Origin of the sequence: Brevibacterium sp. FAM 24630 (assembly GCF_049804075.1) — a bacterium.
Lineage (GTDB): Bacteria > Actinomycetota > Actinomycetes > Actinomycetales > Brevibacteriaceae > Brevibacterium.
Genome location: NZ_JBNBZD010000008.1, coordinates 107,628 through 129,451, shown reverse-complemented (window position 1 = coordinate 129,451; position 21,824 = coordinate 107,628). Strand labels below are relative to the sequence as shown.

Annotated in this window: 18 protein-coding genes; 13 read left to right on the top strand and 5 right to left on the bottom strand. The window is 66.6% G+C overall.

Annotation, left to right across the window (positions count from 1 at the left end; genetic code table 11):
- The first annotated feature begins 2 nt into the window (after positions 1–2).
- Positions 3–353, top strand: a complete 351-nt coding sequence (locus ACPUD7_RS08440; RefSeq protein ID WP_425119620.1) for an Rv2175c family DNA-binding protein — start codon at positions 3–5, stop codon at positions 351–353.
- 52 nt (positions 354–405) lie between these two features.
- On the opposite strand, the gene ACPUD7_RS08435 is transcribed toward ACPUD7_RS08440, so the two are convergent.
- Positions 406–1,749 (bottom strand): polyprenyl synthetase family protein, encoded by a 1,344-nt coding sequence (locus tag ACPUD7_RS08435; RefSeq protein ID WP_425119619.1) that lies wholly within the window; start codon positions 1,747–1,749, stop codon positions 406–408.
- Complete coding sequence (locus tag ACPUD7_RS08430) at positions 1,746–2,291, bottom strand: hypothetical protein (RefSeq protein ID WP_240690046.1); 546 nt, start codon at positions 2,289–2,291, stop codon at positions 1,746–1,748. Before ACPUD7_RS08430 ends, ACPUD7_RS08435 begins: the two co-directional genes overlap by 4 nt.
- Before the next feature lie 60 nt (positions 2,292–2,351).
- On the opposite strand from ACPUD7_RS08430, the gene dinB reads away from it, so the two are divergent.
- The 3 genes from dinB to ACPUD7_RS08415 all read left to right on the top strand — a co-directional run bounded on the left by dinB (position 2,352) and on the right by ACPUD7_RS08415 (position 4,973).
- Positions 2,352–3,587 carry a DNA polymerase IV gene (dinB, locus tag ACPUD7_RS08425; RefSeq protein ID WP_425119618.1) on the top strand — a complete coding sequence of 412 codons (1,236 nt, stop codon included), beginning with the start codon at positions 2,352–2,354 and terminating at the stop codon, positions 3,585–3,587.
- 131 nt (positions 3,588–3,718) lie between these two features.
- A complete protein-coding gene (locus tag ACPUD7_RS08420) occupies positions 3,719–4,126 on the top strand; it encodes a DUF3040 domain-containing protein (protein WP_135541982.1) in 408 nt (135 codons plus the stop codon).
- Between the two features lie 265 nt (positions 4,127–4,391).
- A complete protein-coding gene (locus tag ACPUD7_RS08415; RefSeq protein WP_425119617.1) occupies positions 4,392–4,973 on the top strand; it encodes a YdcF family protein in 582 nt (193 codons plus the stop codon).
- A 155-nt stretch (positions 4,974–5,128) separates the two neighbouring features.
- Here the strand turns inward: ACPUD7_RS08415 and ACPUD7_RS08410 are convergent, their stop codons facing one another.
- Genes ACPUD7_RS08410 through ACPUD7_RS08400 form a run of 3 tightly spaced genes read right to left on the bottom strand, consistent with a single transcriptional unit; the run spans position 5,129 to position 10,006 of the window.
- Positions 5,129–7,714 carry a transglutaminaseTgpA domain-containing protein gene (locus ACPUD7_RS08410; protein ID WP_425119615.1) on the bottom strand — a complete coding sequence of 862 codons (2,586 nt, stop codon included), beginning with the start codon at positions 7,712–7,714 and terminating at the stop codon, positions 5,129–5,131.
- Entirely contained in the window at positions 7,711–9,012 is a 1,302-nt protein-coding gene (locus tag ACPUD7_RS08405) for a DUF58 domain-containing protein (RefSeq protein ID WP_135541332.1), read from the bottom strand. Before ACPUD7_RS08405 ends, ACPUD7_RS08410 begins: the two co-directional genes overlap by 4 nt.
- 4 nt (positions 9,013–9,016) lie before the next feature.
- Positions 9,017–10,006 carry an AAA family ATPase gene (locus ACPUD7_RS08400; RefSeq protein WP_425119614.1) on the bottom strand — a complete coding sequence of 330 codons (990 nt, stop codon included), beginning with the start codon at positions 10,004–10,006 and terminating at the stop codon, positions 9,017–9,019.
- Between the two features lie 511 nt (positions 10,007–10,517).
- On the opposite strand from ACPUD7_RS08400, the gene mraZ reads away from it, so the two are divergent.
- The 9 genes from mraZ to ftsW all read left to right on the top strand — a co-directional run bounded on the left by mraZ (position 10,518) and on the right by ftsW (position 21,824).
- Positions 10,518–10,949, top strand: a complete 432-nt coding sequence (gene mraZ / locus ACPUD7_RS08395; protein ID WP_135541328.1) for a division/cell wall cluster transcriptional repressor MraZ — start codon at positions 10,518–10,520, stop codon at positions 10,947–10,949.
- Positions 10,950–11,117: 168 nt separating this feature from the next.
- Positions 11,118–12,080, top strand: coding sequence for a 16S rRNA (cytosine(1402)-N(4))-methyltransferase RsmH (gene rsmH / locus ACPUD7_RS08390; RefSeq protein WP_135541326.1), 963 nt, complete (start codon positions 11,118–11,120; stop codon positions 12,078–12,080).
- Positions 12,077–12,634 (top strand): hypothetical protein, encoded by a 558-nt coding sequence (locus ACPUD7_RS08385; protein ID WP_425119613.1) that lies wholly within the window; start codon positions 12,077–12,079, stop codon positions 12,632–12,634. Before rsmH ends, ACPUD7_RS08385 begins: the two co-directional genes overlap by 4 nt.
- Positions 12,635–12,709: 75 nt before the next feature.
- Complete coding sequence (locus ACPUD7_RS08380) at positions 12,710–14,491, top strand: peptidoglycan D,D-transpeptidase FtsI family protein (RefSeq protein WP_425119612.1); 1,782 nt, start codon at positions 12,710–12,712, stop codon at positions 14,489–14,491.
- Complete coding sequence (locus ACPUD7_RS08375) at positions 14,491–16,110, top strand: UDP-N-acetylmuramoyl-L-alanyl-D-glutamate--2,6-diaminopimelate ligase (protein WP_425119611.1); 1,620 nt, start codon at positions 14,491–14,493, stop codon at positions 16,108–16,110. The genes ACPUD7_RS08380 and ACPUD7_RS08375 overlap by 1 nt, the downstream gene beginning before the upstream one ends.
- Position 16,111: 1 nt before the next feature.
- Positions 16,112–17,578 carry a UDP-N-acetylmuramoyl-tripeptide--D-alanyl-D-alanine ligase gene (locus tag ACPUD7_RS08370; RefSeq protein ID WP_135541320.1) on the top strand — a complete coding sequence of 489 codons (1,467 nt, stop codon included), beginning with the start codon at positions 16,112–16,114 and terminating at the stop codon, positions 17,576–17,578.
- Positions 17,575–18,663, top strand: coding sequence for a phospho-N-acetylmuramoyl-pentapeptide-transferase (gene mraY / locus ACPUD7_RS08365; protein WP_135541318.1), 1,089 nt, complete (start codon positions 17,575–17,577; stop codon positions 18,661–18,663). The genes ACPUD7_RS08370 and mraY overlap by 4 nt, the downstream gene beginning before the upstream one ends.
- A 52-nt stretch (positions 18,664–18,715) precedes the next feature.
- Positions 18,716–20,224 (top strand): UDP-N-acetylmuramoyl-L-alanine--D-glutamate ligase, encoded by a 1,509-nt coding sequence (gene murD / locus ACPUD7_RS08360; RefSeq protein WP_425119632.1) that lies wholly within the window; start codon positions 18,716–18,718, stop codon positions 20,222–20,224.
- A gap of 1 nt (position 20,225) precedes the next feature.
- Positions 20,226–21,824 carry a putative lipid II flippase FtsW gene (ftsW, locus tag ACPUD7_RS08355; RefSeq protein ID WP_425119610.1) on the top strand — a complete coding sequence of 533 codons (1,599 nt, stop codon included), beginning with the start codon at positions 20,226–20,228 and terminating at the stop codon, positions 21,822–21,824.

Here is a 21,824-nt window from a genome sequence, read left to right as displayed (position 1 = left end):
ACGTGAATACCGAAGAACTCGTCCAGGACTGGGCCCCGCTGCCCGACATCGCAGAACTCACCGGACTCGGCATCTCCCAGGTGCGCCGCTTGCTCGAAGACGGCGCCATCTGCGGAATCAAAATCGGCAAGCCGAAGGTGCTGCAGGTTCCGCTGGCCTTCTTCATCGACGGTGAGGTGGTCAAATCGCTCAAGGGCACTCTGAACACCCTGGCCGACGCCGGATTCGACGACGAAGAAGCCATCGTGTGGCTCTTCACCCCGGACGATTCCCTGCCCGGTCGTCCCATCGACCTGCTGCGCGTGGGCAACCGCAAGGAAGTGCGCCGCCGCGCCCAGGCCCTCGCCTTCTGAAGAGCCCGGACCCCCGCATTCTCAAGATCATGCCCTCGCGTTCTCAGGCAGTTCAGCTGGTGCGGTAGCTCAGCGCCTTCGCGAATTCCCGGAGTCGGTCCTGCGCGGCAGAACCGATGCGGATACTCGCCGAGGCGGCCGACACTTCCGCTGTCCCCGCAGAAAGCGGGGCGGTCGAGTCGGTCGAGTCCGCTTCCCCCGCAGCCGCCCAGGCATCGACGATCGCTGCGGCCTTCGCGTGCTGAGCGGCGATGAACTCTTCGACGGCGCCGAGGCCGCCTGACGCGGTGATCATCTCCACACATTCGGCGACGTCGGCATCGGAGAGGTCCGGATCGCCCAGGCGCGCGGCGAGGACCTCGAACTGCGCCGGGGAGATCCGGGTCGCGGTTTCGGCGATGAGCACCGTCCGTTTGCCCTCCCTGATGTCGTCACCGGCGGGTTTGCCCGTGGCCTGCGGGTCTCCGGCGATGCCGAGCACATCGTCGCGCAGCTGGAACGCCTGGCCGAGAGGCAGGCCGAAATCGGAGATCTCGGCGAGCAGATCCTCTTCGGCCCCGGCCAGAGCCGCACCAAGGAGCAGCGGCTGCTCGACCGAATACTTCGCTGACTTGAAGCTCAGGACCTCCCACGCACGATCGGCGATGCGAGCGTCGTCGAGGGGGATCACCTCGGCGAGGACATCGAGGTACTGACCGACCATGACGTCCCGGCGGACGGTTCCGCGCAGCTCCCGGACCAACCGGGTGCTGCCCAACGTCTCCTGCGCACGTTCGAACAGCTCTTCGCTCAGTGCCAGGCAGATATCGCCGATGACGATCGACGCGGAGACGCCGAACGAAGCACCGTCGCCGTGCAGACCGGACTTCCTGTGGCGGGCCTCGAACTGTCGGTGCAGTGCGGGCTCGCCGCGACGGGTGTCCGAGTTGTCGATGAGATCATCGTGGATGAGCGCCGCCGCATGCAGCAGCTCGAGCGATCCGGCGGCCTGTGCCAAGCCCGTGGCCACCTCGGCGCCGCCTTCCGCGGCATCTCTGCCTTCCGAAGCAGCGTCGCCGACGGGTCCTCCGGCGAGCTGGAAGCCCCACCACAGGAGGACGGGGCGGATCCGTTTGCCGCCGCGGGTGAACGCGATGAGCGATTCGCCGATCGCGTCCGCATCGGGGGAGATGGACTCGAACTCGGCGGCCTTCTCGGCCAGGAAGCTCTCGAGCTGAGCGGACACCGCGGCAGCGATGCTCTGCGGCGAATCGAGCGCGGCGACGAGTGGGGACGGGCGGGAGGAAGCCGGTGCTTGCCGTCCGGCACGAGCGGATGCAGACGGGCCGGAAGCTGCCGACGCAGGCAGACCCGACTCAGGGGTCTCGTCCCGCGTCACTGACTGGTCGTCGGTCATGAAACGATGTTTCCGCCGACGGTGACGATCGACTGCGCCTTGTCGGCGGAGTCGTCGGCAACGGTGACGACGAGGACGCTGTCGTTGTCCTTGTGCTTGAAATTCTGCACGCGGGCGCTCTTCGTCTTCACCTCGTCGCCGAGCGGTTCGAAGTCGGCCTTGCCGAGCTCCTCGTCGTAGAATTTGAAGATGTCCTTGGCCTCGGCCTTCGCAGCGACGACGAGGCTGACCTGTTCGGGCTGCTTCGTGTCCTTGTCGTTGTGTGCCTTGACGATCGAGGCCGAGAGGACCTTCGACTTCGGGTAGGGCTTGACGTAGTCGGGCAGATCCTTGACGTCGTTCGAGGTGTCGGGATCCTGACCGGTCGCTTCCTCCGAGGCTTCGGCCGATGCCGTCTCGGAGTCCGACGGAGTCGCCTGTGCAGAAGAGGTCTGTTCGCTCGTCGGGGTCGAGTCGGTCGTGCCCTCATCGGCTCCGGAGCAGCCCGCAAGGGCAAGAGCGGCGGCGATGGGCAGTGTCATGACAGCGGTGCGCGATACCATGATTCAAGAGTACCTGGACTGTTCGGCGGAGCCGAAAGGAACTGACGCGAGGGGCAGGCGATGAGTCGGAAGCAGCTGGCGCGATCCGGAGGTGACCTCAGTCGACTGGGCACCGACGACGTCGGTGCCACGATGCTCCATCTCGACATGGATTCGTTCTTCGTCTCCGTGGAGCTGCTCAGCCGTCCGCAGCTCATCGGTCGCCCCGTCATCGTCGGCGGTCGCAGCGGCCGCGGCGTCGTCGTCTCCGCCAGCTATGAGGCCCGCGAGTTCGGTGTCCACGCGGCGATGCCGATGTCCCGGGCGATGAATCTGTGCCCCTTCGCCGAGGTGATCCCGCCTTCGCACGGCCTGTATTCCTCCTTCTCCCGCCAGGTCTTCGACCTCGTCGCCGAGGTGACCCCCGATGTCCGACAGGTCAGCGTCGACGAAGCCTACGTCGACGTCTCCGGTGCGGTGCGCCGCCTCGGCTCGCCCCTGGAGATCACCACGCGGCTGCGGGAGCAGATCAGGCAGCGCACGGGCCTGAGTGCCTCGGTGGGCATCGCCGGCAGCCAGGTCGTGGCGAAGCTCGCTTCGACCCGAGCGAAGCCCAACGGTCAGCTGCTCGTTCCGGTGGCGAAGACCCAGGAGTTCCTCGACCCGATGCCCATCGAAGCCCTGCCCGGGGTGGGGGAGAAGACGCAGCAGGGCTTCTCCCGTTACGGTATTCGGCTCATCGGCGACCTCGCGGCCGTCGACGAGGCGTGGGCCGGACGCGTCTTCGGCGCTCACGGCCATCAGCTGTGGCGGGCCGCTCACGGTCAGGACTCCGGTGGATTCGACCGGCAGGCCAAAGAGCATTCGATCAGCGCGGAGAACACCTTCGGTGAGGACATCTGGGACCTCGACGTGCTCGAACATGAGCTGCTGCGACTGGCTGACAAGGTCGCCTACCGCGTCCGGGCCGAGGGGAAGGTCGCGACGACCTTGGGGCTGAAATACCGCCTCGGCGACTTCACCACTCTGTCGCGGTCGGTCACGCTCTCGGCTCCGAGCGATCTGGCGCGAGAGATGTACGAGGCGCTGCGGCCGGCGATGCGCAAGCTGCGCGAGCAGCGGACGCAGGGAGTCAGACTGCTCGGGGTGCGAGCGGCCGGCCTCATCGACTTCGCCGTCACGGGACGGCAGGCCACCTTGGATGAACCGGAGCATTCGGGCCGAGAAGCGGAGGTGGCCCTGGACGAGGTGAGGCGGCGTTTCGGGACCGAGGCGATCTCTCAGGCCTCACTTCTGCGCAAGCGGCAGGAGCCCTGACAGACGGTGAGCTGGACCATAGTCTGAAGACCCAGTGGGAATCCGGGCGATCAGCGGCCCCCGAGATGTTTTTTCGGTGCTCAGAGACTATGATTGAGTCAAAGACTTGAGTAGGGAAACGGGGGTTCGAGATGCCACTCTCCGATCACGAACAGCAGCTGTTGGATCAACTGGAGAAGCAGCTGCGCAGTGAAGACCCTCGTTTTGCACGCAATATCTCGGAAACCCAAGCCGCGGCAACGGGCCCGGGATTCTCCGCTAAGCGCTTCGTCCTCGGCATCCTCGTCACTCTGGCCGGACTCGCAGCGACGATCCTCGCGATCACGCTGGTGTCGGACTCGACCTGGTGGATCGCCCTCGGCGTCGTCGGATTCGGTCTCATGGTCGCGGGCATGTACTGGGCGTTCAGCCGTCCCGGTCACGTCCACACGACGCAGACGGAGGGCCGGACTGCCGGAGCGAAGACCAGCGAGAAGGGCAATGCCGGTTTCATGAGCCGACTCGAAGACCGGTGGGAAAAGCGCCAGCGCGGCGAATGACCCCGATCCTCACGATCAAGGCACTCTCAGAATGAGGGTGCCTTTTTCTGTGCCCGCCGACTTCGTCCGCAAGGGGTTCGCGCGTTTCGCATTCTGTGCCGGGATCGTCGGTGCAGTGGCGGGAGTCGCTTTCTCCTTCGGGGAGTTGACTCATCAGAGGTCGAGTCGTCGGCGGCTCGGGGACGGTCGTGGTGTGTCTGGCCGTGCGACCGGGCGTGCTAATCGCTGTGCGGCCGGGCCAGGGGCCGGACGCGCAGTTGGCGGAGTGGCTGAACGGGTGGCCGGACGCGCTGCCGGCACAGCCGAATGGGTGGCCGGACGCGCTGCCGGCACAGCCGAATGGGTGGCTGGTGGTGATCAGATCATCGTGGTGCTCGGCTATGGGAACCGAGGCGAACGAGCGAATGGGATCAACCGATTCCGAGTCCGTGCCGGGCTGCGGACCGTCGACCCGCGGGCGCGATCGGCCGTGCTCATCCTCTGCGGGGGAGCCGTCGCCGGACGGCGGCCCGAAGCGATGATCCTCGAACGCTTCGCTCGTGAGGAGCTGGGATTCACCGGCAGGATGCGCCTCGAGACGCAGAGCGCGACGACGTGGGAGAACATCCTCAACGCGATCCCGCTCATCGACGAGGAGCTGCGAGCCGAATCGACGATCAGCATCGTGTCGAACTCCCATCACGCCGAGAAGGCGCGCGACCATCTTTGGCAGCTGAGGCCCGACCTCGGTCGACGACTCGTGCGGGGAGGCGACTATCGGTTCGGTGAACTGCCTGTCGTCAAACCGATCGCCGCGGTCAGGGGATTGCTGGCCCTGCGAGAACTCGACCGGTCGAACTCGCTGTAGACGCCCGGGTGCGTGCGGCAACTGTCGCCGTCCGCAGACGCGGGGAAGCGTGTGTCTGCAGATGGAAGGAGGCGGCCCCGAACGGGACCGCCTCCTTCGGCTCGTCAGCGCTTCTCTGCAGTCGGGGCGTCTCGGCCCTCAGCGCTTCTGCGTCGTCATTTCGGACGGTTGAAGAGACTTGCCGGCCAGATCTTCGCTGAGATCCGATTGCCAGAAGTCGCTCGCTCGGACAGGTCTGTACCGACCTCATCGATGAGCGCGCGCACCTCGGAGTCGTCGAGCGACTCGGCAGCGGCCCCGTAGCGCTTCGCCTCGAGAGCGTCGACGAAAGCCGACAGCGCGGAATCGTCCCGGCCCCGATCATCCGGTTCGTTCGGTGCCGGGCGTTGCAGACGACGCAGCCGTTCATCCGAACGTTCAGCGGCCCCCACACGACCATCGGATTCCTCAGTGGTGCCGGAGGAACCTGCGGCCACCTCGGCGGCGGATCTGCGGAGGGGTTCACCGGTCTCGGGGTCGACCTCGACGGCGGCAGGACCGGCCCCGCCTGATGCGGCGCCACCTGCCGTGCTCGAACCGGCGCCACCTGCCCTGCTCGAACCGGCGCCACCTGCTGTGCCAGCGCCACCTGTCGTACCGGTCGACCCGGAGGCGGCGGTCGGCAGCGTTCCCGCGAGGACGAGCTCGTTGAAACGCAGCGTCCGGCTCGGGTCCAGGCTCTGCCCGTAGTCGGTGGCCAGGGCCCGCACCTCCGTCCAGACCGCCTCAAGGTCGTGCGGATCCTTCGTCCGACGCGAACGCAGAATCGACCGCCAGATGGCGGGAATGGCCGCGAGCAGGAGCAGAGCGAGCACGATGACGCCCACCCACACGTAGGTGGTCAGGTTTGCCCCGGCCGGTTCGGCGGCCCGAGTGCTCGTCTCCTCATCGCCTGCCTCCTCGGACTCGTCGTTCCCGGCGGCGGAGGTCTCCTCTGTCGGCTCTTCGCTCGGGCTCGCCGACTCCGATTCGTCGCTGTCCTCGTTCTCAGCGGTACCGCTGGCCAGCGTCCACTTCGGAGGATCACCGGCTGGTCCACCGGGCGTGGGCTCGAAGCGGACCCAACCGGCGCCCTCGAAATAGAGCTCCGGCCAGGCATGCGAATCCTGCATGCTCACATCGAAACCGCCGTCGGCCTTCTCACCTCCGGCGAAGCCGACGCCGATGCGCGCCGGAATCCCCATCGTCCGCGCCATGATCGTCATGGCCGAGGAGAACTGGACGCAGTAGCCCTTCTTGTCTGCGAGGAAGTCCGAGATCGCGTCTCCGCTGGCCCGCTCCGGGGCGTCGATCGAATACTCGAAGTCGCCGCCGCGGAAGTACGCCTGCAGCAGAACTGCCGCTTCCCACTGGTTCTCCGCATCGGCGGTGACCCGCTCGGCGGTCTCCTGCACGCTGGCAGGCAGGGAATCGGGAACCTCGAGTTCGGTGTCGAAGTCCTTCTTGTCCACGGGCGTCGCGGACTGGAGGTCCTTGACGTCGGGATTCGGCGACAGGTAGTCCATCGAGTACTGCAGACCGCCGGTCTTCTCGCCATTGCCCACCACGGTCAGTGTCTTCTCATCGAAGATCCATCGACGGTCCACGCCTTCGGGCTGCTGCGGAGCATAGGGCGAAGGAAGATACTGCTGGTCGTACTCATCGCCGATGGCGACGTCGATCGTCTCTTCCTTGAAGTTCTTATCCCGCGGCATTCCCTCGGGCCAGGGCATCCCGTCGGTGGCGATCGCGAAGGGATCGAGGCTGAACGGGCTCGGCGCCCAGTTCTCTCCGTCGAAGTCATCGATCGAGGTCAGTCGGACCGGATCGGAGTCCTCCCCGGTGGTCTGATAGCTGAACAGAGTCGCATCGTCACGATCGCCGAGGTTCTGCCGCAGATTGAGGAACGGGTTCGTCACCGTCAGATCGCCCTGCCCCTTCGACGCTCGGTCGGGCAGACTCGGCACCGGCGGCAGCAGCAGAGGCAGACCGAGGCCGATCGCCAGAGCCAGGGCACCGGCGAGAACCGCGGTCATCCCGCCGCGCCAGCGTGTGGCCGGCAGATACGGGCTGAGCATGAGCAGCAGGAAGGCTGCGAGGATCGCCACGATATGCCACCACCGCACCTCCTGTGAGGCGAAGTACACGGGGATCATCCACAGCACGAGCAGCAGCACACCGCCGACCTTCGGAGCCCGGAGGTCGGCGACGAGGCCGTCGATGAGGATCGTGATGAGGGTGAAGGCGATCGTGAGCATCGCGGTGAAGCCCGGGGTGCTCGCGGCCGGGGGAGCGGTCGCGTAGAGATCGCTGACACCGGCCGAGAGCTGGTCGATGACCTTCCCGAACGAGCTGCCCGTGGGGATGAAGCCGAGCAGCAGAGTGCCCTTCGCGCAGACGACGAAGACGGCGACGAGCCCGGCCGCACACTGGGCGATGACCGCGGTGCCGCTCGAACGCAGCACCGGGACGCTGCGGAACACGGCGCCGACGAGGACGACGAGACCGACCGACACGAGGACGGGCGCCAGCCAGGCGAAATCCTTGAACACCGCGGACACGGCCACAGCGGTCAGCGTCATCGCAGCGAATACGATGATCGCCTCGAGCCAGCCGGTCGGCGGACGCGAATCGTTCGTCGTCACGGCATCGGAAGCAGACTGAGACGGTGGTTCGGCCGCGGAATCGCCATGCGAACGCGTGGGAGGAGCATCGAGGCTCATCGGCGCACCCCCTCTGTTCCGGAGCTCGTCCCGGACGTGCCGGGAGCCGCGCCCGCTGGGTCGGAGCCAGCGCCCTGCGCGCCGGAGTTCGTGCCCGGCCTACCGGTGGTACCTGGGCGTCCGCCCGTTCCCTTGCCCTGCCCTCTGGCGGTCGGGCGCTTCGACTCGAACGTCGTCCATGACTCCGGCAGGTCCTCGCTGAGGCCCATCATCGTCATGTCGCCGATCTCGCTGAGCGTGCGCAGAGTCACGGGCACGCGACGCGAGAAGTGCGAGGCGAGCTCCTGACCGCGCTCATCACCGACGGAACAGATGACGATGTGGTTCGGGTTGTCATGTGCGGGAAGCTCGACTCTGCCCGGGCGAACAAGGGCGGAGAGAAGACGCAGCTTGTCGATGTCGCGCGCTCCTTTGAATCTGATCTGGTAGCTGGGGGCGACGACATTGACTTCGTAGTCGGCTCGCAGGAAAGCGGTTCCGGCAGCCGTTGTCGCCGCCAGCAGGAATTCGATCTCGAGGTCACTGGGTTCCGCGGCGTCGGCATCGGCGGCGAGGTCGACGAGGATGAGCGCGTACAGCGTCTCCTCATCGGCCTCGTGGCGGACCATGAGTTCACCGGACTTCGCGGTCGAGGGCCAGTGGACGTGCCGCAGATCGTCACCGGGCACATACTCACGCGTGTGGAAGTCGCGGGTGGTGTGTCCGGAGCGGATCTTGCCGTCGTCGAGGCGGGCGGGCCGGATCGACGAATCCTTCGGAATGCGTGCGCCCAGGTGCGGAACGGACACGGCGACGGGGAAGGCCCCATGGACCTTCCGCTTCATCTTGACCAGGCCGAAGGGGCCGAAGACGGTCAGGAGCACCGACTCGATGCCGGAGACCCCACGCCGGTGCGGTGTGAACGAGGTGAGCACGGTCTGCGAAGCCCGCTGGCTCAAGGCCGGCACCTCACCGGAGGTGGAGTCGCCGAAACCCTCGGCGGCGACGAAGTCGATGGTCGCCGAGGGGATCGCGAGCTGACCGATATTGGTCACCTGCGCCTCGATCTCGACCTCCTTGCCTTCGGCCGCCAGCGGATAGCGGTCCCGGCCGCCCGGCAGGGAGACCTCATGCACGTTGGTGCTCATCGCGATCGACACGCGTCGGGTGCCCCACAGGACGAGCAGCGCCGAGAGCACGACGAGCCCGAGCAGGAGCAGCCCGGCCGGAAGCAGTCCGGGCAGGGCGAAGCGGTAGGCCGTGATGATGAGGGCCGCCCCGGCAAGGACGAAGATGATTCCCGAGGTGCTCAGTCGCATGCCGTCACTGGTTCGCCGAGATGGGCACGCGGGCCAGTACGCGGCCGATGAGGTCCGCGGCCAGATCCGAGTCGTCGCCATCGCGGGGGATGATGCGGTGGGCGAGGATGTACGGTGCCAGAGCCTGCACATCATCGGGGGTGGCGAAGGTGCGCCCCGACAGTGCCGCCCGGGCCTTGGCAGCACGCAGCAGATGAACGCCGCCGCGCGGCGAGCTGCCGAGCAGAATCGCCTGATCATCGCGGGTGGCCTGGAGGATCGCCACGATGTACTCGCGCAGCTGACGACTCGCCGAGACGTGCCGGACGATGGTGCGTGCCTGCGTGATCTGCTCGAGGTTCGTCACCGCCGTCGCGGACTCCAGCGGATCGTTCTGGATCTGATTGTCCAGCAGGTCGACTTCATCGGCCGTGGCGGGGTAGCCGAGCGATATCCGGGTGAGGAACCGGTCGCGCTGCGCCTCGGGCAGGGCGTAGGTGCCCTCCATGTCGATCGGGTTCTGGGTGGCGACGACGATGAACGGCGTCGGCATCTGGTAGGTCTGCCCGTCGATCGTCGCCTGTCCTTCGGCCATGCACTCGAGCATCGCCGACTGGGTCTTGGGCGAAGCGCGGTTGATCTCATCGGCGATGACGATGTTCGCGAACACCGGGCCCTGCCGGAACTCGAAGTGGCGGGTCTCCTGGTTGAACAGGTTGACGCCGACGACGTCGGTGGGCAGCAGGTCCGGAGTGAACTGGATGCGGCGCACGGAGCCGTCGACGACCTTGCCCATGGCACGGGCGAGGAGGGTCTTGCCGACCCCCGGAACGTCTTCGAGGAGGACATGGCCGCCGGCGAGCAGCGCGATGAGCGAGAGCCCGACCGCTTCGTCCTTGCCTTCGAGCACCGCGTTCATCGCAGTGCGCGCCCGCGAGGTCAGGTGCTGCACCCATTCGATGTGTTCGGCACCGATCACGGAATTGGTCTGTGTACCTTCTTGGCTGATCGACATACCCTCCATTGTTCCTCATGCCCGCGGCCCCAGCCACACGAGCTTCTTTCAGGCTCCCCAGGACCCTCCCCAGAACCGTCCCCAGAACCCTCCCCGCGACCTCCCCCACTGCGCTCCCCGGACCCCTCCACACCGCACTCCCCGGAACCCTCCCCACTTCGTTCCCCACTGCTCTCCCCACTTTCCTCCACGCGGACCCTCCACTTTCCTCCCCACTGTGCTCCACCTCGGCGGGAGGATCCGGTGAGATCCGCGAGAACTCGCGGATCTCGGCCACTCGACCGGCCTCCTCCGAAGCGGTCAACCGGCACCAGGGGACCACGGTTTCATGGCTTTCGACCACGCCGGCGACGCACCGACGGAAAATTTTCCCCACTTTCCTCCACCTATCTGACCTGGGAAAACATAAGAGTTTCTACGTCGGTCGGACTGGAGGCTGGAATACGTGGAGGGAAGTGGAGTACTGTGGTTGCTATCGGAGCCAATGGGTTTCCGAAAGGGGTGAGACGACATGTTCTTGGGCACTCATATGCAGAAGCTCGACGACAAAGGTCGCCTCATCCTGCCCGCAAAGTTCCGCGAGGAGCTGTCGCCCGGACTCGTCCTCACTCGTGGCCAGGAGAACTGCCTCACCCTGTTCCCCACCACGGAGTTCGAAGCCGAGCACGAGCGAATCCAGAACGCGCCGAAGACGAATAAGGAAGCCCGCGATTACCAGCGTGTGTTCCTGTCGGCGGCTTTTGCGGACCAACCGGACAAACAGGGGCGCATCACGGTCCCGAACATATTGCGGCAGTACGCATCACTTGATCGGGAGGTCGCAGTGATCGGCATGGGCAACCGAGTCGAGATCTGGGACGCACCGACCTGGGAGGACTACCTCGTCGGCGCTCAGCAGGCCTTCGCCGAACGCGAAGAGGAGGTGATCCCCGGAGTGATCTGATTCTGCTCGGGCTTGATCCTTGCCCGCCGTGCTCGAGTTTCGGGGAACTTCCCCGTTTCCGAAGCTCGGACGTCCTGACACACTTCCCCGGTGGCAGGGCCGCGGCGGGCAAGGTTCTGGCTCCAGCAGCACGCACCCCCGAACCACCCACTGACGAAGGACCAACGCATGACAGCTCAGCACGTACCGGTGCTCCTCGAACGCGTGGTCGAACTCATCGGCGTCGGTGTCGAGGCCGCTCGCGAAGCCGGAATCACCCCCGTCGTCGTCGACGGCACACTGGGCATGGGCGGCCACTCCGAAGCCGTCCTCCAGGCTTTTCCCGATGTCCACCTCGTCGGCATCGACCGCGACCTGCAGGCCATCGACATCGCCACCACACGCCTGGCCCCCTTCGCCGATCGCACCGACATCGTCCACGCCGTCGACGATGAGCTGCCCGAAGTCCTCGACGACCTCGGCATCGCCGCGATCAGCGCGATCCTGCTCGACCTCGGAGTGTCCTCCCTGCAGCTCGACGAAGACGATCGCGGATTCTCGTACTCCCGGCCCGCGCCCCTGGACATGCGCATGGATCGCACGCAGGAGCTCACCGCCGCCGAGGTGCTCGCCACCTACTCCGAAGCCGAGCTGCGACGGATCCTGCGCGAATACGGCGAAGAGAAGCTGGCGGGCAGGATCGCGAAGATCATCGTCACCGACCGTGAACACACACCGTGGGAGACCTCGGACCAGCTCGCCGCGATGCTCGGCCGGGTGATCCCGCAGACGAAGAAGAAGTCCCACCCCGCCAAACGCACCTTCCAGGCCCTGCGCATCGAGGTCAACGACGAACTCGGGGTGCTGCGCACTGCGCTGCCAGCGGCACTGGAAGCCCTGCACATCGGGGGAGTGGCCGTCATCGAGTCCTACCAGTCGCTCGAAGACACCATCGTGAAGAAGACGCTGCGCAAGGCCACGACCTCCTCGGCGCCGCCGGACCTGCCGGTGGTCCCCGAAGACCTCCGACCCTGGCTGACCGAGATCATTCGGGGCGCAGAGAAGGCGGACGAAGCAGAAGCAGAGACCAACCCGCGGGCGGCCAGCGTCCGACTGCGGGCAGTGCAGAAGATCAGGGAGGCACGATCGTGAGCAACTCCACGGCAAGAGCCCGCCAGCACAACTTCCCCGAACGTCACCGCCGCCTCGAAGAAGCAGGCAGCGCGGCGAAGCTGCGTCTGCTGAAGTTCGAGCTGCCGAAATCGCGTCTGCCCTTCTCGCTGCTGTGCGTGGGGATCCTCGTGGCCACACTCGTGGCCGTGCTGCTGCTCAACATCTTCGTGTCCCACACCTCCTACAAGGTCGACCAGCTGACCTCGGAGAAGGAAGCGCTGGCCGAGCAGAAGGACCGCCTCGTCGAGGACAACTCCTACCGCGAGTCCCCGCAGAACATCGCCCTCGCCGCCGAAGAGCTCGGCCTCGTCCGCGACTCCTCCCCGGAATTCCTCGACGCGAAGACCGGGAAGATCATCGATGTCCCGGGAATCGACGTCAGCGGTGAGAAAGAGCCCACAGTCGTGCCCGGGCCGCGCGCCGATACACGCGAAGACCTCCGACCCAATCTACGATCGGATGAGAAGCTCCCGGTCGTCGGGGGCAGCCCGAGCAACGACATCGCGGCTCCGAGCCAGGAGTCACCGAAGTAGTCCGAGCTCACCGGGACCAGGGAACGGCCTGACCGAACCATTCGCCGACCATGCCAAGGACCGAGGACAAGTGCAATGGGCCCAGCCACGAGCCGACTGAAGAAGAAGCGCAAGAACGCAGGACCCAATCTGCGCCTGCGCATAGGCTTCATCGCCGCGCTGTCGATCCTCGCTCTGCTCATCACCTCCGTGCGGCTCGTGTCCATTCAGGGAATGGACTCGATGAAGCTTGCGGAGAAGGCCCTGTCCAACCGCCTCGTCACCCAGACCCTGCCGGCCGATCGGGGACAGATCCTCGCCTCCGACGGCACGGTGCTCGCCGACAGCGTCTCCCGCTACCAGCTCGTCGTCGACCAGCAGAACGTCGCCCAATACAAGGTCGACGGAAAACTCGTCGGCGCATGGGGTGCCGCCGAGGCGCTGGCGAAACCCCTCAACACCGACCCCGGACTCATCTACCCGAAACTCGTCGGTGACAAACGCTGGAACCCCGTGGCCAAAGGACTGACATCGGAGACCTGGCGGGACGTGCAGAAGCTCGAGGTCCTCGGCATCTCCGCCGAGGAGTACGCCGTGCGCTCCTATCCCGCCGGCGGGGTGGCCGGCAATCTCGTCGGATTCTTAAGCTCCGACGGCACCGCGCAGGCCGGCCTCGAGATGGCCTACGACGATCAGCTGTCCGGCAGAGACGGCCAGCAGCAGTACGAACGCGGTGCGCGCGGAGAGATCATCCCGCTCGGGGACAACAACATCAAGGACGCCGTCGACGGCGAAGGGCTGCAGACGACGATCGATCCGGACCTGCAGTACTACGCACAGCAGGCCATCGAAGAGCAGCGGAAGAAGCACAAGGCCGAATCCGCGTCCATCGTCATCAAAGAGGTCAAGACCGGACGGGTCCTCACCGCCGCCGATGCGCCCACCGTCGACCCGAACTCTCCGGGCAAGGTCGACGGCGAGGACCGCGGTTCCCGGATCTTCACCGACGTCTTCGAACCCGGTTCGACGGCGAAGATGGTCACGGCCGCCGCCCTGCTCGACCAAGGACTGGTCACCCCCGAACAGGAATTCACGGTTCCCGACAAATGGAAGGCGCCGAACAACGAAGAGTTCCGCGACTCCCACGAACACCCCGACGAGAAGCTCACGTTCGCCGGAATCCTTGCGCAGTCCTCGAACACCGGCACCATCCTCGCCGGCGAGAAGCTCACCGAGGAGCAGCGCTACGAATACATGAAGAGGTTCGGCTTCGGCTCGACCACGGGGATTGGCTTCCCCGCCGAGACGGGAGGCATCCTCCACCCGTACAAGGACTGGGACGGCCGCACGAAGTACACCGTGATGTTCGGTCAGGGCATGGCCGCGAACGCGCTGCAGACCACCGACGTCATCTCGACCATCGCCAACGGCGGTGTCCACGTGCCCTCCCGCCTCGTCGAGGGCATGATCTCCCCGCAGGGCCGGGCCCTGTCGACCCCGCCCGGGAAGACGCAGCGAGTCGTGAGCGAGAAGGCCGCGGATGAGACCCTGCGCATCCTCGAAGGCGTCGTCGCCGAAGGCACCGGCCAGTCCGCGCAGGTCTCGGGCTACCGGGTGGCCGGTAAGACTGGCACCGCGCAGGCGCCGGCGGCCGAAGGCGGCGGCTACGACGGATACACCGCGTCCTTCGTCGGTGTGCTCCCGGCAGAAGACCCCGAACTCGCGATCTCCGTGACATTGCAGCGGCCGCGAAAGGGCTACTACGGTGGTCAGGCCGCTGCCCCAGTCTTCTCCGATGTCGCAGGCTTCGCGATGCGGCACCTGAAGATCCCGCCGTCGACCGAGAAACCCGAGCTGCCTGCCCGAGAATGGAAATGATGCGTTTTTCACAGCTGCTGCCGATCGCCCCCGGCACCCTCCACGGCGATCCCGAGAAGGAGGTCACGGGAGTCTCCCATGACTCGCGTGGGGTCGCACCCGGCCAGCTCTACGCCGCGCTGCCGGGAGCCAATGTCCACGGAGCGAAATTCGCCCCCGAGCTCATCCGCTCAGGCGTCGACGCGATCCTCACCGACTCGCACGGCTGGACGCAGGTCACCGAGGCACTCGGTGGAACCGAGTCCGACCGGGCACTCCTCGACGGGGTCACCGCCCTCATCGTCGAAGCCCCCCGCGCGGTGCTCGGATTCGTCTCCGCCGCCGTCTACGGGACCACCTCGGTGCCCGAACTCATCGGCGTCACGGGAACGAACGGGAAGACGACGACGACCTACCTCGTCGACGGAATGCTCGCAGCCCTCGGCCACCGCACGGCCGTCATCGGCACCGTCGCCATCCTCATCGCCGGTGACACCGTCCCGAGCGTGCGCACGACCCCGGAGGCCCCGGAGCTGCATGCCCTGTTCGCGAAGATGCGCACCGCTGAGGTCGACACCTGCTCGATGGAGGTCTCGTCCCACGCCCTGAGCCAGCACCGCGTAGACGGTGCCCACTTCTCCGTGGCCGGATTCACGAACCTCTCCCAGGACCACCTCGATTTCCACAACACGATGGAGGAGTACTTCGAGGCCAAAGCGCAGCTGTTCACCCGCACCTTCTCCGACCGCGCGGTCATCGTCGTCGAAGACGAATGGGGCGAGCGGATGGTCGACGCCGCACAGGTGCCCGTGCGCACCCTCGGCCGCGACGAGCGCAGCCAGTGGCGCATCGACCACACCCCGGGGGAATCCGAGTTCGTCCTCCACCTCGGCGACGACGAGTCCGCAGGACCGAACCGCGCCGACGGCCAGAGCGCCCACACTCTCCGGTCGATCCGGCTGCGGTCGCCGCTGCCGGGCGATTTCAACGTCACGAACACCGCACTGGCCGCGGCCATGCTCATCGAATCCGGGGTCGCAGCCGAAGACATCGATGCGATCGGACGCAGCTTCGTGACCTCGGTGCCGGGCCGGATGGAGATCATCGACGTGTCCGGGCCCAGGGCGCTCGAGGAATCCCACCCCGAACTGCTCCCACGCGCCATCGTCGACTACTCGCACACCCCCGACGCGATCGCCAAGGCCCTGGCAACCCTGCACGCGGACTCCGAGGAACTCGTCATCGTCTTCGGCGCCGGCGGCGACCGAGACCGCGGCAAACGCTTCGGCATGGGCCAGGCGGCGGCACGAGAAGCCGATGTGATCGTTCTCACCGACGACAATCCCCGCACCGAGGATCCCGCCGCGATCCGCGCCGCCATCAGGGAAGGCGTCGATGCCGCCGTCAGCGCCGGCCAGGCGCGTGTGAAAAAGATCATCGAAGTCCCCGATCGGGGCCGGGCCATCGACGAGGCGATCGCCTCCGCAGACCCGTCCACGACCGTGCTCATTGCGGGCAAGGGGCATGAGACGGGCCAGACCGTGGGCACCACGGTGACTGAATTCGACGACCGGGCGCGGACACGCTCGGCGCTGTCCATGCGACTGGGCGGCGAACAACCAGGTAAAGTTCACAGATGATATGAAGCGACTGACTGCAGCCGAGATCGCAACCGCCTTGAACGGCGAGTTGTACGGCATCGACCCCGAGACCCCATTGACCGCCGGTGTGGTGACCGACTCGCGAGAAGTCGGACCCGGCGATATCTACGTCGCCCGCCGAGGCGCGAGCTTCGACGGCATCGAATTCGCCGCAGCCGCCGTCGAGGCGGGCGCGGCCCTGATCATCGGCGAATCCGTCCCCACCGTCGATGAACAGCCCCTGCCCACCGTCGTCGTGGCCGATGCCACCGAGGCGCTGGGCCTGTTGGCCAAGCACAGCATCGAAGGACTGCGTGCCGACGGTGAGCTCACCGTCATCGCGATCACCGGCTCCGTGGGCAAGACCACGGTCAAGGACCTCGCCGCGGACCTGCTCGCAGGTGCTGCCGAGACGGTGTGGCCGCCGAACTCGTACAACAACGAGGTGGGGGTGCCGCTGACCGCGCTGCGGGCAAGCGAGTCCACCCGCTTCCTCGTCCTCGAGATGGGCGCCCGGTCGATCGGCAACCTCGCCTACCTGACCAGCCTCATCCGACCGGACATCGCCGTCGAACTCGCCGTGGGCACCGCTCACTCCGGAGTCTTCGGATCGATCGAGAACACCGCCCGTGCCAAGGCCGAGCTCGTCGAGTCGCTGCCGGCAGGATCGACCGCGGTGCTCAACGCCGACGACTCCCGGGTGGCGGGAATGCGCGAAGTCCTTACCCCGGAAGTGACCACCCTGTGGTTCTCCCAGCGTGAGTCCCTGCCCGAATGGGTCGGCGCCGAAGATGCGATCGTGCGCGGCACCGCAGTGACCACCGACTCCTCCGGGCACCCGACGTTCACGCTCACCCTGCCGGGTGAGGAACCGTCTGAGGTGCGACTGGCCCTCATCGGCGAACACCACGTCGGCAATGCCCTGGCGGCCGCGGCCATCGCCCACGCCTGCGGAGTCGGCACGAAGTCGATCGTGACCACACTGTCGACCTCCTCGGCGGCCAGCCGCTGGCGGATGGAGCTCATCGACTCGCCCTCGGGCGTGACCGTGCTCAACGACGCCTACAACGCGAACCCCGAATCCATGCGAGCCTCCTTGAAGACCCTGGCCTCGATGGGCCGCGGCGATGAGGAGAACCGGCCCCGCCGCACCTTCGCCGTTCTCGGTGAGATGCTCGAACTCGGCGAGGAGTCCGTGTCCGCGCATTCAGACATCGGCGAGCTCGTCGTGCGCCTGAACATCACCCGCACCATCGTCGTCGGTGAAGGCGCGAAGCCGATCTTCAACGCCGCGAACCTCGAAGGCTCCTGGGGCAACGAGGCGATCTGGGTGGCCACCGCCGCGGAGGCGCGGGATCTGCTGAGCTCCGAACTCGCCCCGGGCGACATCGTCCTGTTCAAATCCTCCCGAGACGCGGGTCTGCGCTACCTCGGGGACGAAATCGCCGGAGTATCGGGGGCCCAATGATTGCCGTACTGCTCGCAGCCTGCCTGGCTCTCATCCTCACCCTCGTCGGCACTCCGCTGTTCATCCGGGTGCTCGTCAAACAGGGCTACGGCCAGTTCGTCCGTGACGACGGACCGACCTCGCACGCGACGAAACGCGGCACCCCGACCATGGGCGGCGTCGTCATCATCGGCGCCGCGGTCCTGGCGTACCTGCTCGGACACCTGTTCACCGGTTCGGTGCCGACCGCCTCGGGGCTGCTGGTGCTCTGGCTGGCCGCGGGACTCGGCGTCGTCGGATTCCTCGACGACTTCATCAAGATCAAGAAGCAGCGGTCACTGGGTCTGCGCCCGGTGCCCAAGCTCATCGGTCAGGCCTTCGTCGGCATCTCCTTCGCCGTCCTGGCCCTGCAGTTCCCGAACTCGTTCGGAGAGACCCCCGCGTCGACGAAGATCTCCTTCATTCGGGACACGAACCTCGACCTCGCCTTCGGTTCGGCCGTGCTGGGCCTCATCCTCTTCATCATCTGGGCGAACCTCATCGTCACCGCGGTCTCGAACGCCGTCAACCTCACCGACGGGCTCGACGGCCTGGCCACCGGCGCCTCGGTGGTGGTGTTCGCCGCCTATGTCGTCATCGGCACATGGCAGTCGACCCAGAACTGCAACCTCATGTCCGAGGCCACGAACGCCTGCTACTACATGCGCGACCCCCGCGACCTCGCGATGGTCGCCGGAGCCATGGCCGCTGCCTGCTTCGGTTTCCTGTGGTTCAACACCTCACCGGCGAAGATCTTCATGGGAGACACCGGTTCGCTCGCCATCGGCGGCGCCTTCGCCGGACTCGCGATCATGTCGCGCACCGAGCTGCTGCTCATCGTCCTCGGCGGACTCTTCGTCATCATCACCCTCTCGGTGATCATCCAGGTCGCCTCCTTCAAGACCACCGGCAAACGCGTGTTCCGGATGGCACCGCTGCAGCACCACTTCGAACTCAAGGGGTGGGCAGAAGTGACGATCGTGGTGAGATTCTGGATCATCGCCGCGCTCTTCGTCATCGCCGGAATCTGCCTCTTCTACGCCGACTGGGTGGCTCGCGTTGGCTGATGAGCAGAACCCGACCGCAGACGACCGGTCCGCTGCACAGGCCTCCGACACCGTGGCTGTCGGGCAGGTCCCGGCCGCGCTGACCGGACCGAACTCGTCGCTGGCCGGCCTGCGGATCCTCGTCACCGGGCTCGGGGTCACGGGATTCCCCGCGGCGGTCCACCTCGGCGAACGCGGTGCCGATGTCATCGTCATCGACGGTGATGATCAGGCCGACGTCAGTGAGAAGGCGCAGATCCTCGAGGTCTTCGACGTCGACATCCGCCGCGGACCCGAGCACGTGGAGGCCCTGCCCGAGGGTCAGATCGACCTCGTCGTCACCTCTCCCGGCTGGCGACCGGACCAGCCGGTGCTCGCCGCGGCGGCTGCGGCCGGCATCCCCGTCATCGGCGAAGTCGAGCTCGCGTGGCGCATCCGTGGGACCAATGACGCGAAATGGCTGGCCATCACCGGCACCAACGGCAAGACGACGACCACGACGATGCTCGAGTCGATGCTCCTCGCCGCCGGACTCAAGGCCAAGGCCTGCGGAAACATCGGCACTCCGCTGCTCGAAGCCGTGCTCGAACCGGGACTCGAAGTCCTCGCGATCGAACTCTCGAGCTTCCAGCTCCACTGGCAGGAGTCGATGAGCGCTGACGCCGCGGCCGTGCTCAACATCGCCCCGGACCACCTCGACTGGCACGGCAGCGCCGAGGCCTATGCCGCCGACAAGGCGAAGATCTTCCATAATGCGAAGCTCGCGTGCGTGTACAACTGCGCCGACGAGGCGACCCTGCACATGGTCGAAGAGGCCGACGTCATCGAAGGTGCCAAGGCCATCGGCTTCACCACCGGTGTGCCGCGGCCCGGTGAGCTCGGCGTCGTCGAGGAGCTGCTCGTCGACCGCGCATTCATCCCGCAGCGCTATTCCTCGGCCGCGGAGATCGCCTCCCTCGCCGACGTGGCGGTCGCCACCGGTGTCGACGGCAGCGACCCCGCACCGCATCAGGTCTCCAACGCTCTTGCCGCCGCCTGCCTGGCACGGGCCATCGACGTGCCGGGACAGGCGATCTCGGCCGGCCTGCGCAGTCATGCGCTCGGCGCCCACCGAATGGTCACCGTCGCCGACGCCGACGGAGTCCGCTGGGTCGATGATTCGAAGGCGACGAACACCCACGCAGCGAACGCCTCCCTGGCCGCTTTCGACTCCATCGTGTGGATCGCCGGAGGACTGCCCAAGGGGGCGGACTTCACCGAGCTCTTCACCGCTCACCAGGAGCGGATCAAGGCGCTCGTGCTCATCGGAGCCGATGACTCCGCCTACCGCGAAGCCATCGCCGCCACCGTCCCCGACCTCGAAGTCGTCCGCATCGAACCGGCACTGGCCGTCGACTCCGGCGTGCCCAAGCGTCGCGGAGAAGCGGTCGCGGCAGCCGCCGTCGATGCCGCGGCGGCTCTGGCCGAAGAAGGCGACACCGTGCTGCTGGCTCCAGCCGCCGCGAGCATGGACCAGTTCCTCAACTACAACACTCGCGGCGAACTGTTCACCGAAGCCGTCCAGAACCGACTGGGACGCTGAGATGGGCCGGCAGACCACCGCGAAGGCGGATGAACGCCGTCGCCGGAAGCTCGCGAAGACGACCACGTCGGCATCTGCGCCAGCGAGGTCGACCACGTCGGCATCTGCGCCAGCGGCGACGAAGACTGCCGCACCTCGAACCGCCCCCGCGAAGACCTCGGGGCGGAAGACCGCCGGGCGGACAACCACGGGACGGAAGACCACCGCGCCCAAGTCGGCCGCGAAATCGACGAAGCGGGCCGCCTCGGCGAGAACCTCGGCTCAGCCCTCGGCCAAGGCAACCGGTGCGAAGAAGTCCGCCGCCTCCGCTGAGAGCAGACAGACAGGCGCTGGGAAGAAGCCATCGGCGAAGAATCCCTCGGTGGTCAAAAGGGTCTGGACGGCCCTGCGTGAGGACTATTCGCGTTTCTCCGCCTACCCGCTGACGACCTACTACATCATCCTCGTGTCCGTGCTCGCCCTCACCGGCCTCGGACTCGTCATGGTGCTCTCGGCTTCGTCGATCACCTCCTATGCCGGGGGAGCGGGCTCCTCCTTCGCCTATTTCAACAAGCAGGCACTGTTCGCCGGCGTCGGCCTCGCCCTCATGGTCGTCGCCAGCTTCATGCCCCTGAGCGTATGGCGCAGGCTCGCCTGGCCGGCGATGCTCGTCGGCCTCGCCATGCAGGCGGCGGTCTACGTGCCCGGCCTCGGCAAGTCCGCGAAGGGCAATGCGAACTGGATCGGCCTCGGCGGATTCCAGATCCAACCCTCAGAATTCCTCAAGGTCGCCTTGGCCCTGTGGCTCGGTTTCACGCTCGCCCAGAAGTTCGGCAGGCTCACCACCTTCGGCCACGCCATGGTCCCCGTCGTACCCGGTGTGCTCGCCGCCGTCGGCCTCGTCGTCGGCGGCAACGACCTCGGGACCGGCCTCGTCTTCATCGCTATGGCTGTGGTGTGCCTGTTCATCGGCGGTTTCCCGATCAAGTACTTCCTGCTGCTCGGCAGCATCCTCGCCGCCGCAGTCGTCTTCTTCGTCCTCACGTCGGAGAACCGCCTCAACCGCATCAAGGCGATGCTCACCGGCCACGCCGACCAGACCGCCGCCGACACGATGGGCCAAGCGTGGCAGTCCAACCACGGCCTGTTCTCCCTGGCCTCCGGAGGCTGGTTCGGCGTCGGACTGGGCGCCAGCCGCGAGAAGTGGTCCTGGCTGCCCGAAGCCCACAACGACTTCATCTTCGCCATCATCGGCGAGGAGCTCGGCCTCGTCGGCTCGCTCGTCGTCGTCTTCGTCTTCGCCGTCCTCGGCTACGGGATGGTCCGGGTGATCCTGCGCTCGGACAACCTCATGGTCCAGGTCGCCACTGCCGGCTTCTTCGCCCTCATCATCGGACAGGCCGCGATCAACATCGGTGTCGTCACCGGACTGCTGCCCGTCATCGGCCTGCCCCTGCCCTTCGTGTCCTACGGAGGTTCGTCGATCATCGCCTCGCTCCTGGCCATCGGCGTGCTCCTGTCGTTCGCCCGCACGGAACCCGGAGCCGAAGAAGCCATCATCGTCCACAGAGATCGCATGCGATCATCGTTCGCCGTGCTCGCCCGCAAGAGAAGGAAATGA

Coding starts and splice junctions, on each gene's coding strand:
- ACPUD7_RS08435 (WP_425119619.1), bottom strand. CDS start 1,749: ATGACCGACGACCAGTCAGTGACGCGGGACGAGACCCCTGAGTCGGGT.
- ACPUD7_RS08430 (WP_240690046.1), bottom strand. CDS start 2,291: ATGGTATCGCGCACCGCTGTCATGACACTGCCCATCGCCGCCGCTCTT.
- dinB (WP_425119618.1), top strand. CDS start 2,352: ATGAGTCGGAAGCAGCTGGCGCGATCCGGAGGTGACCTCAGTCGACTG.
- ACPUD7_RS08420 (WP_135541982.1), top strand. CDS start 3,719: ATGCCACTCTCCGATCACGAACAGCAGCTGTTGGATCAACTGGAGAAG.
- ACPUD7_RS08410 (WP_425119615.1), bottom strand. CDS start 7,714: ATGAGCCTCGATGCTCCTCCCACGCGTTCGCATGGCGATTCCGCGGCC.
- ACPUD7_RS08405 (WP_135541332.1), bottom strand. CDS start 9,012: ATGCGACTGAGCACCTCGGGAATCATCTTCGTCCTTGCCGGGGCGGCC.
- ACPUD7_RS08400 (WP_425119614.1), bottom strand. CDS start 10,006: ATGTCGATCAGCCAAGAAGGTACACAGACCAATTCCGTGATCGGTGCC.
- mraZ (WP_135541328.1), top strand. CDS start 10,518: ATGTTCTTGGGCACTCATATGCAGAAGCTCGACGACAAAGGTCGCCTC.
- rsmH (WP_135541326.1), top strand. CDS start 11,118: ATGACAGCTCAGCACGTACCGGTGCTCCTCGAACGCGTGGTCGAACTC.
- ACPUD7_RS08380 (WP_425119612.1), top strand. CDS start 12,710: ATGGGCCCAGCCACGAGCCGACTGAAGAAGAAGCGCAAGAACGCAGGA.
- ACPUD7_RS08375 (WP_425119611.1), top strand. CDS start 14,491: ATGCGTTTTTCACAGCTGCTGCCGATCGCCCCCGGCACCCTCCACGGC.
- ACPUD7_RS08370 (WP_135541320.1), top strand. CDS start 16,112: ATGAAGCGACTGACTGCAGCCGAGATCGCAACCGCCTTGAACGGCGAG.
- mraY (WP_135541318.1), top strand. CDS start 17,575: ATGATTGCCGTACTGCTCGCAGCCTGCCTGGCTCTCATCCTCACCCTC.
- ftsW (WP_425119610.1), top strand. CDS start 20,226: ATGGGCCGGCAGACCACCGCGAAGGCGGATGAACGCCGTCGCCGGAAG.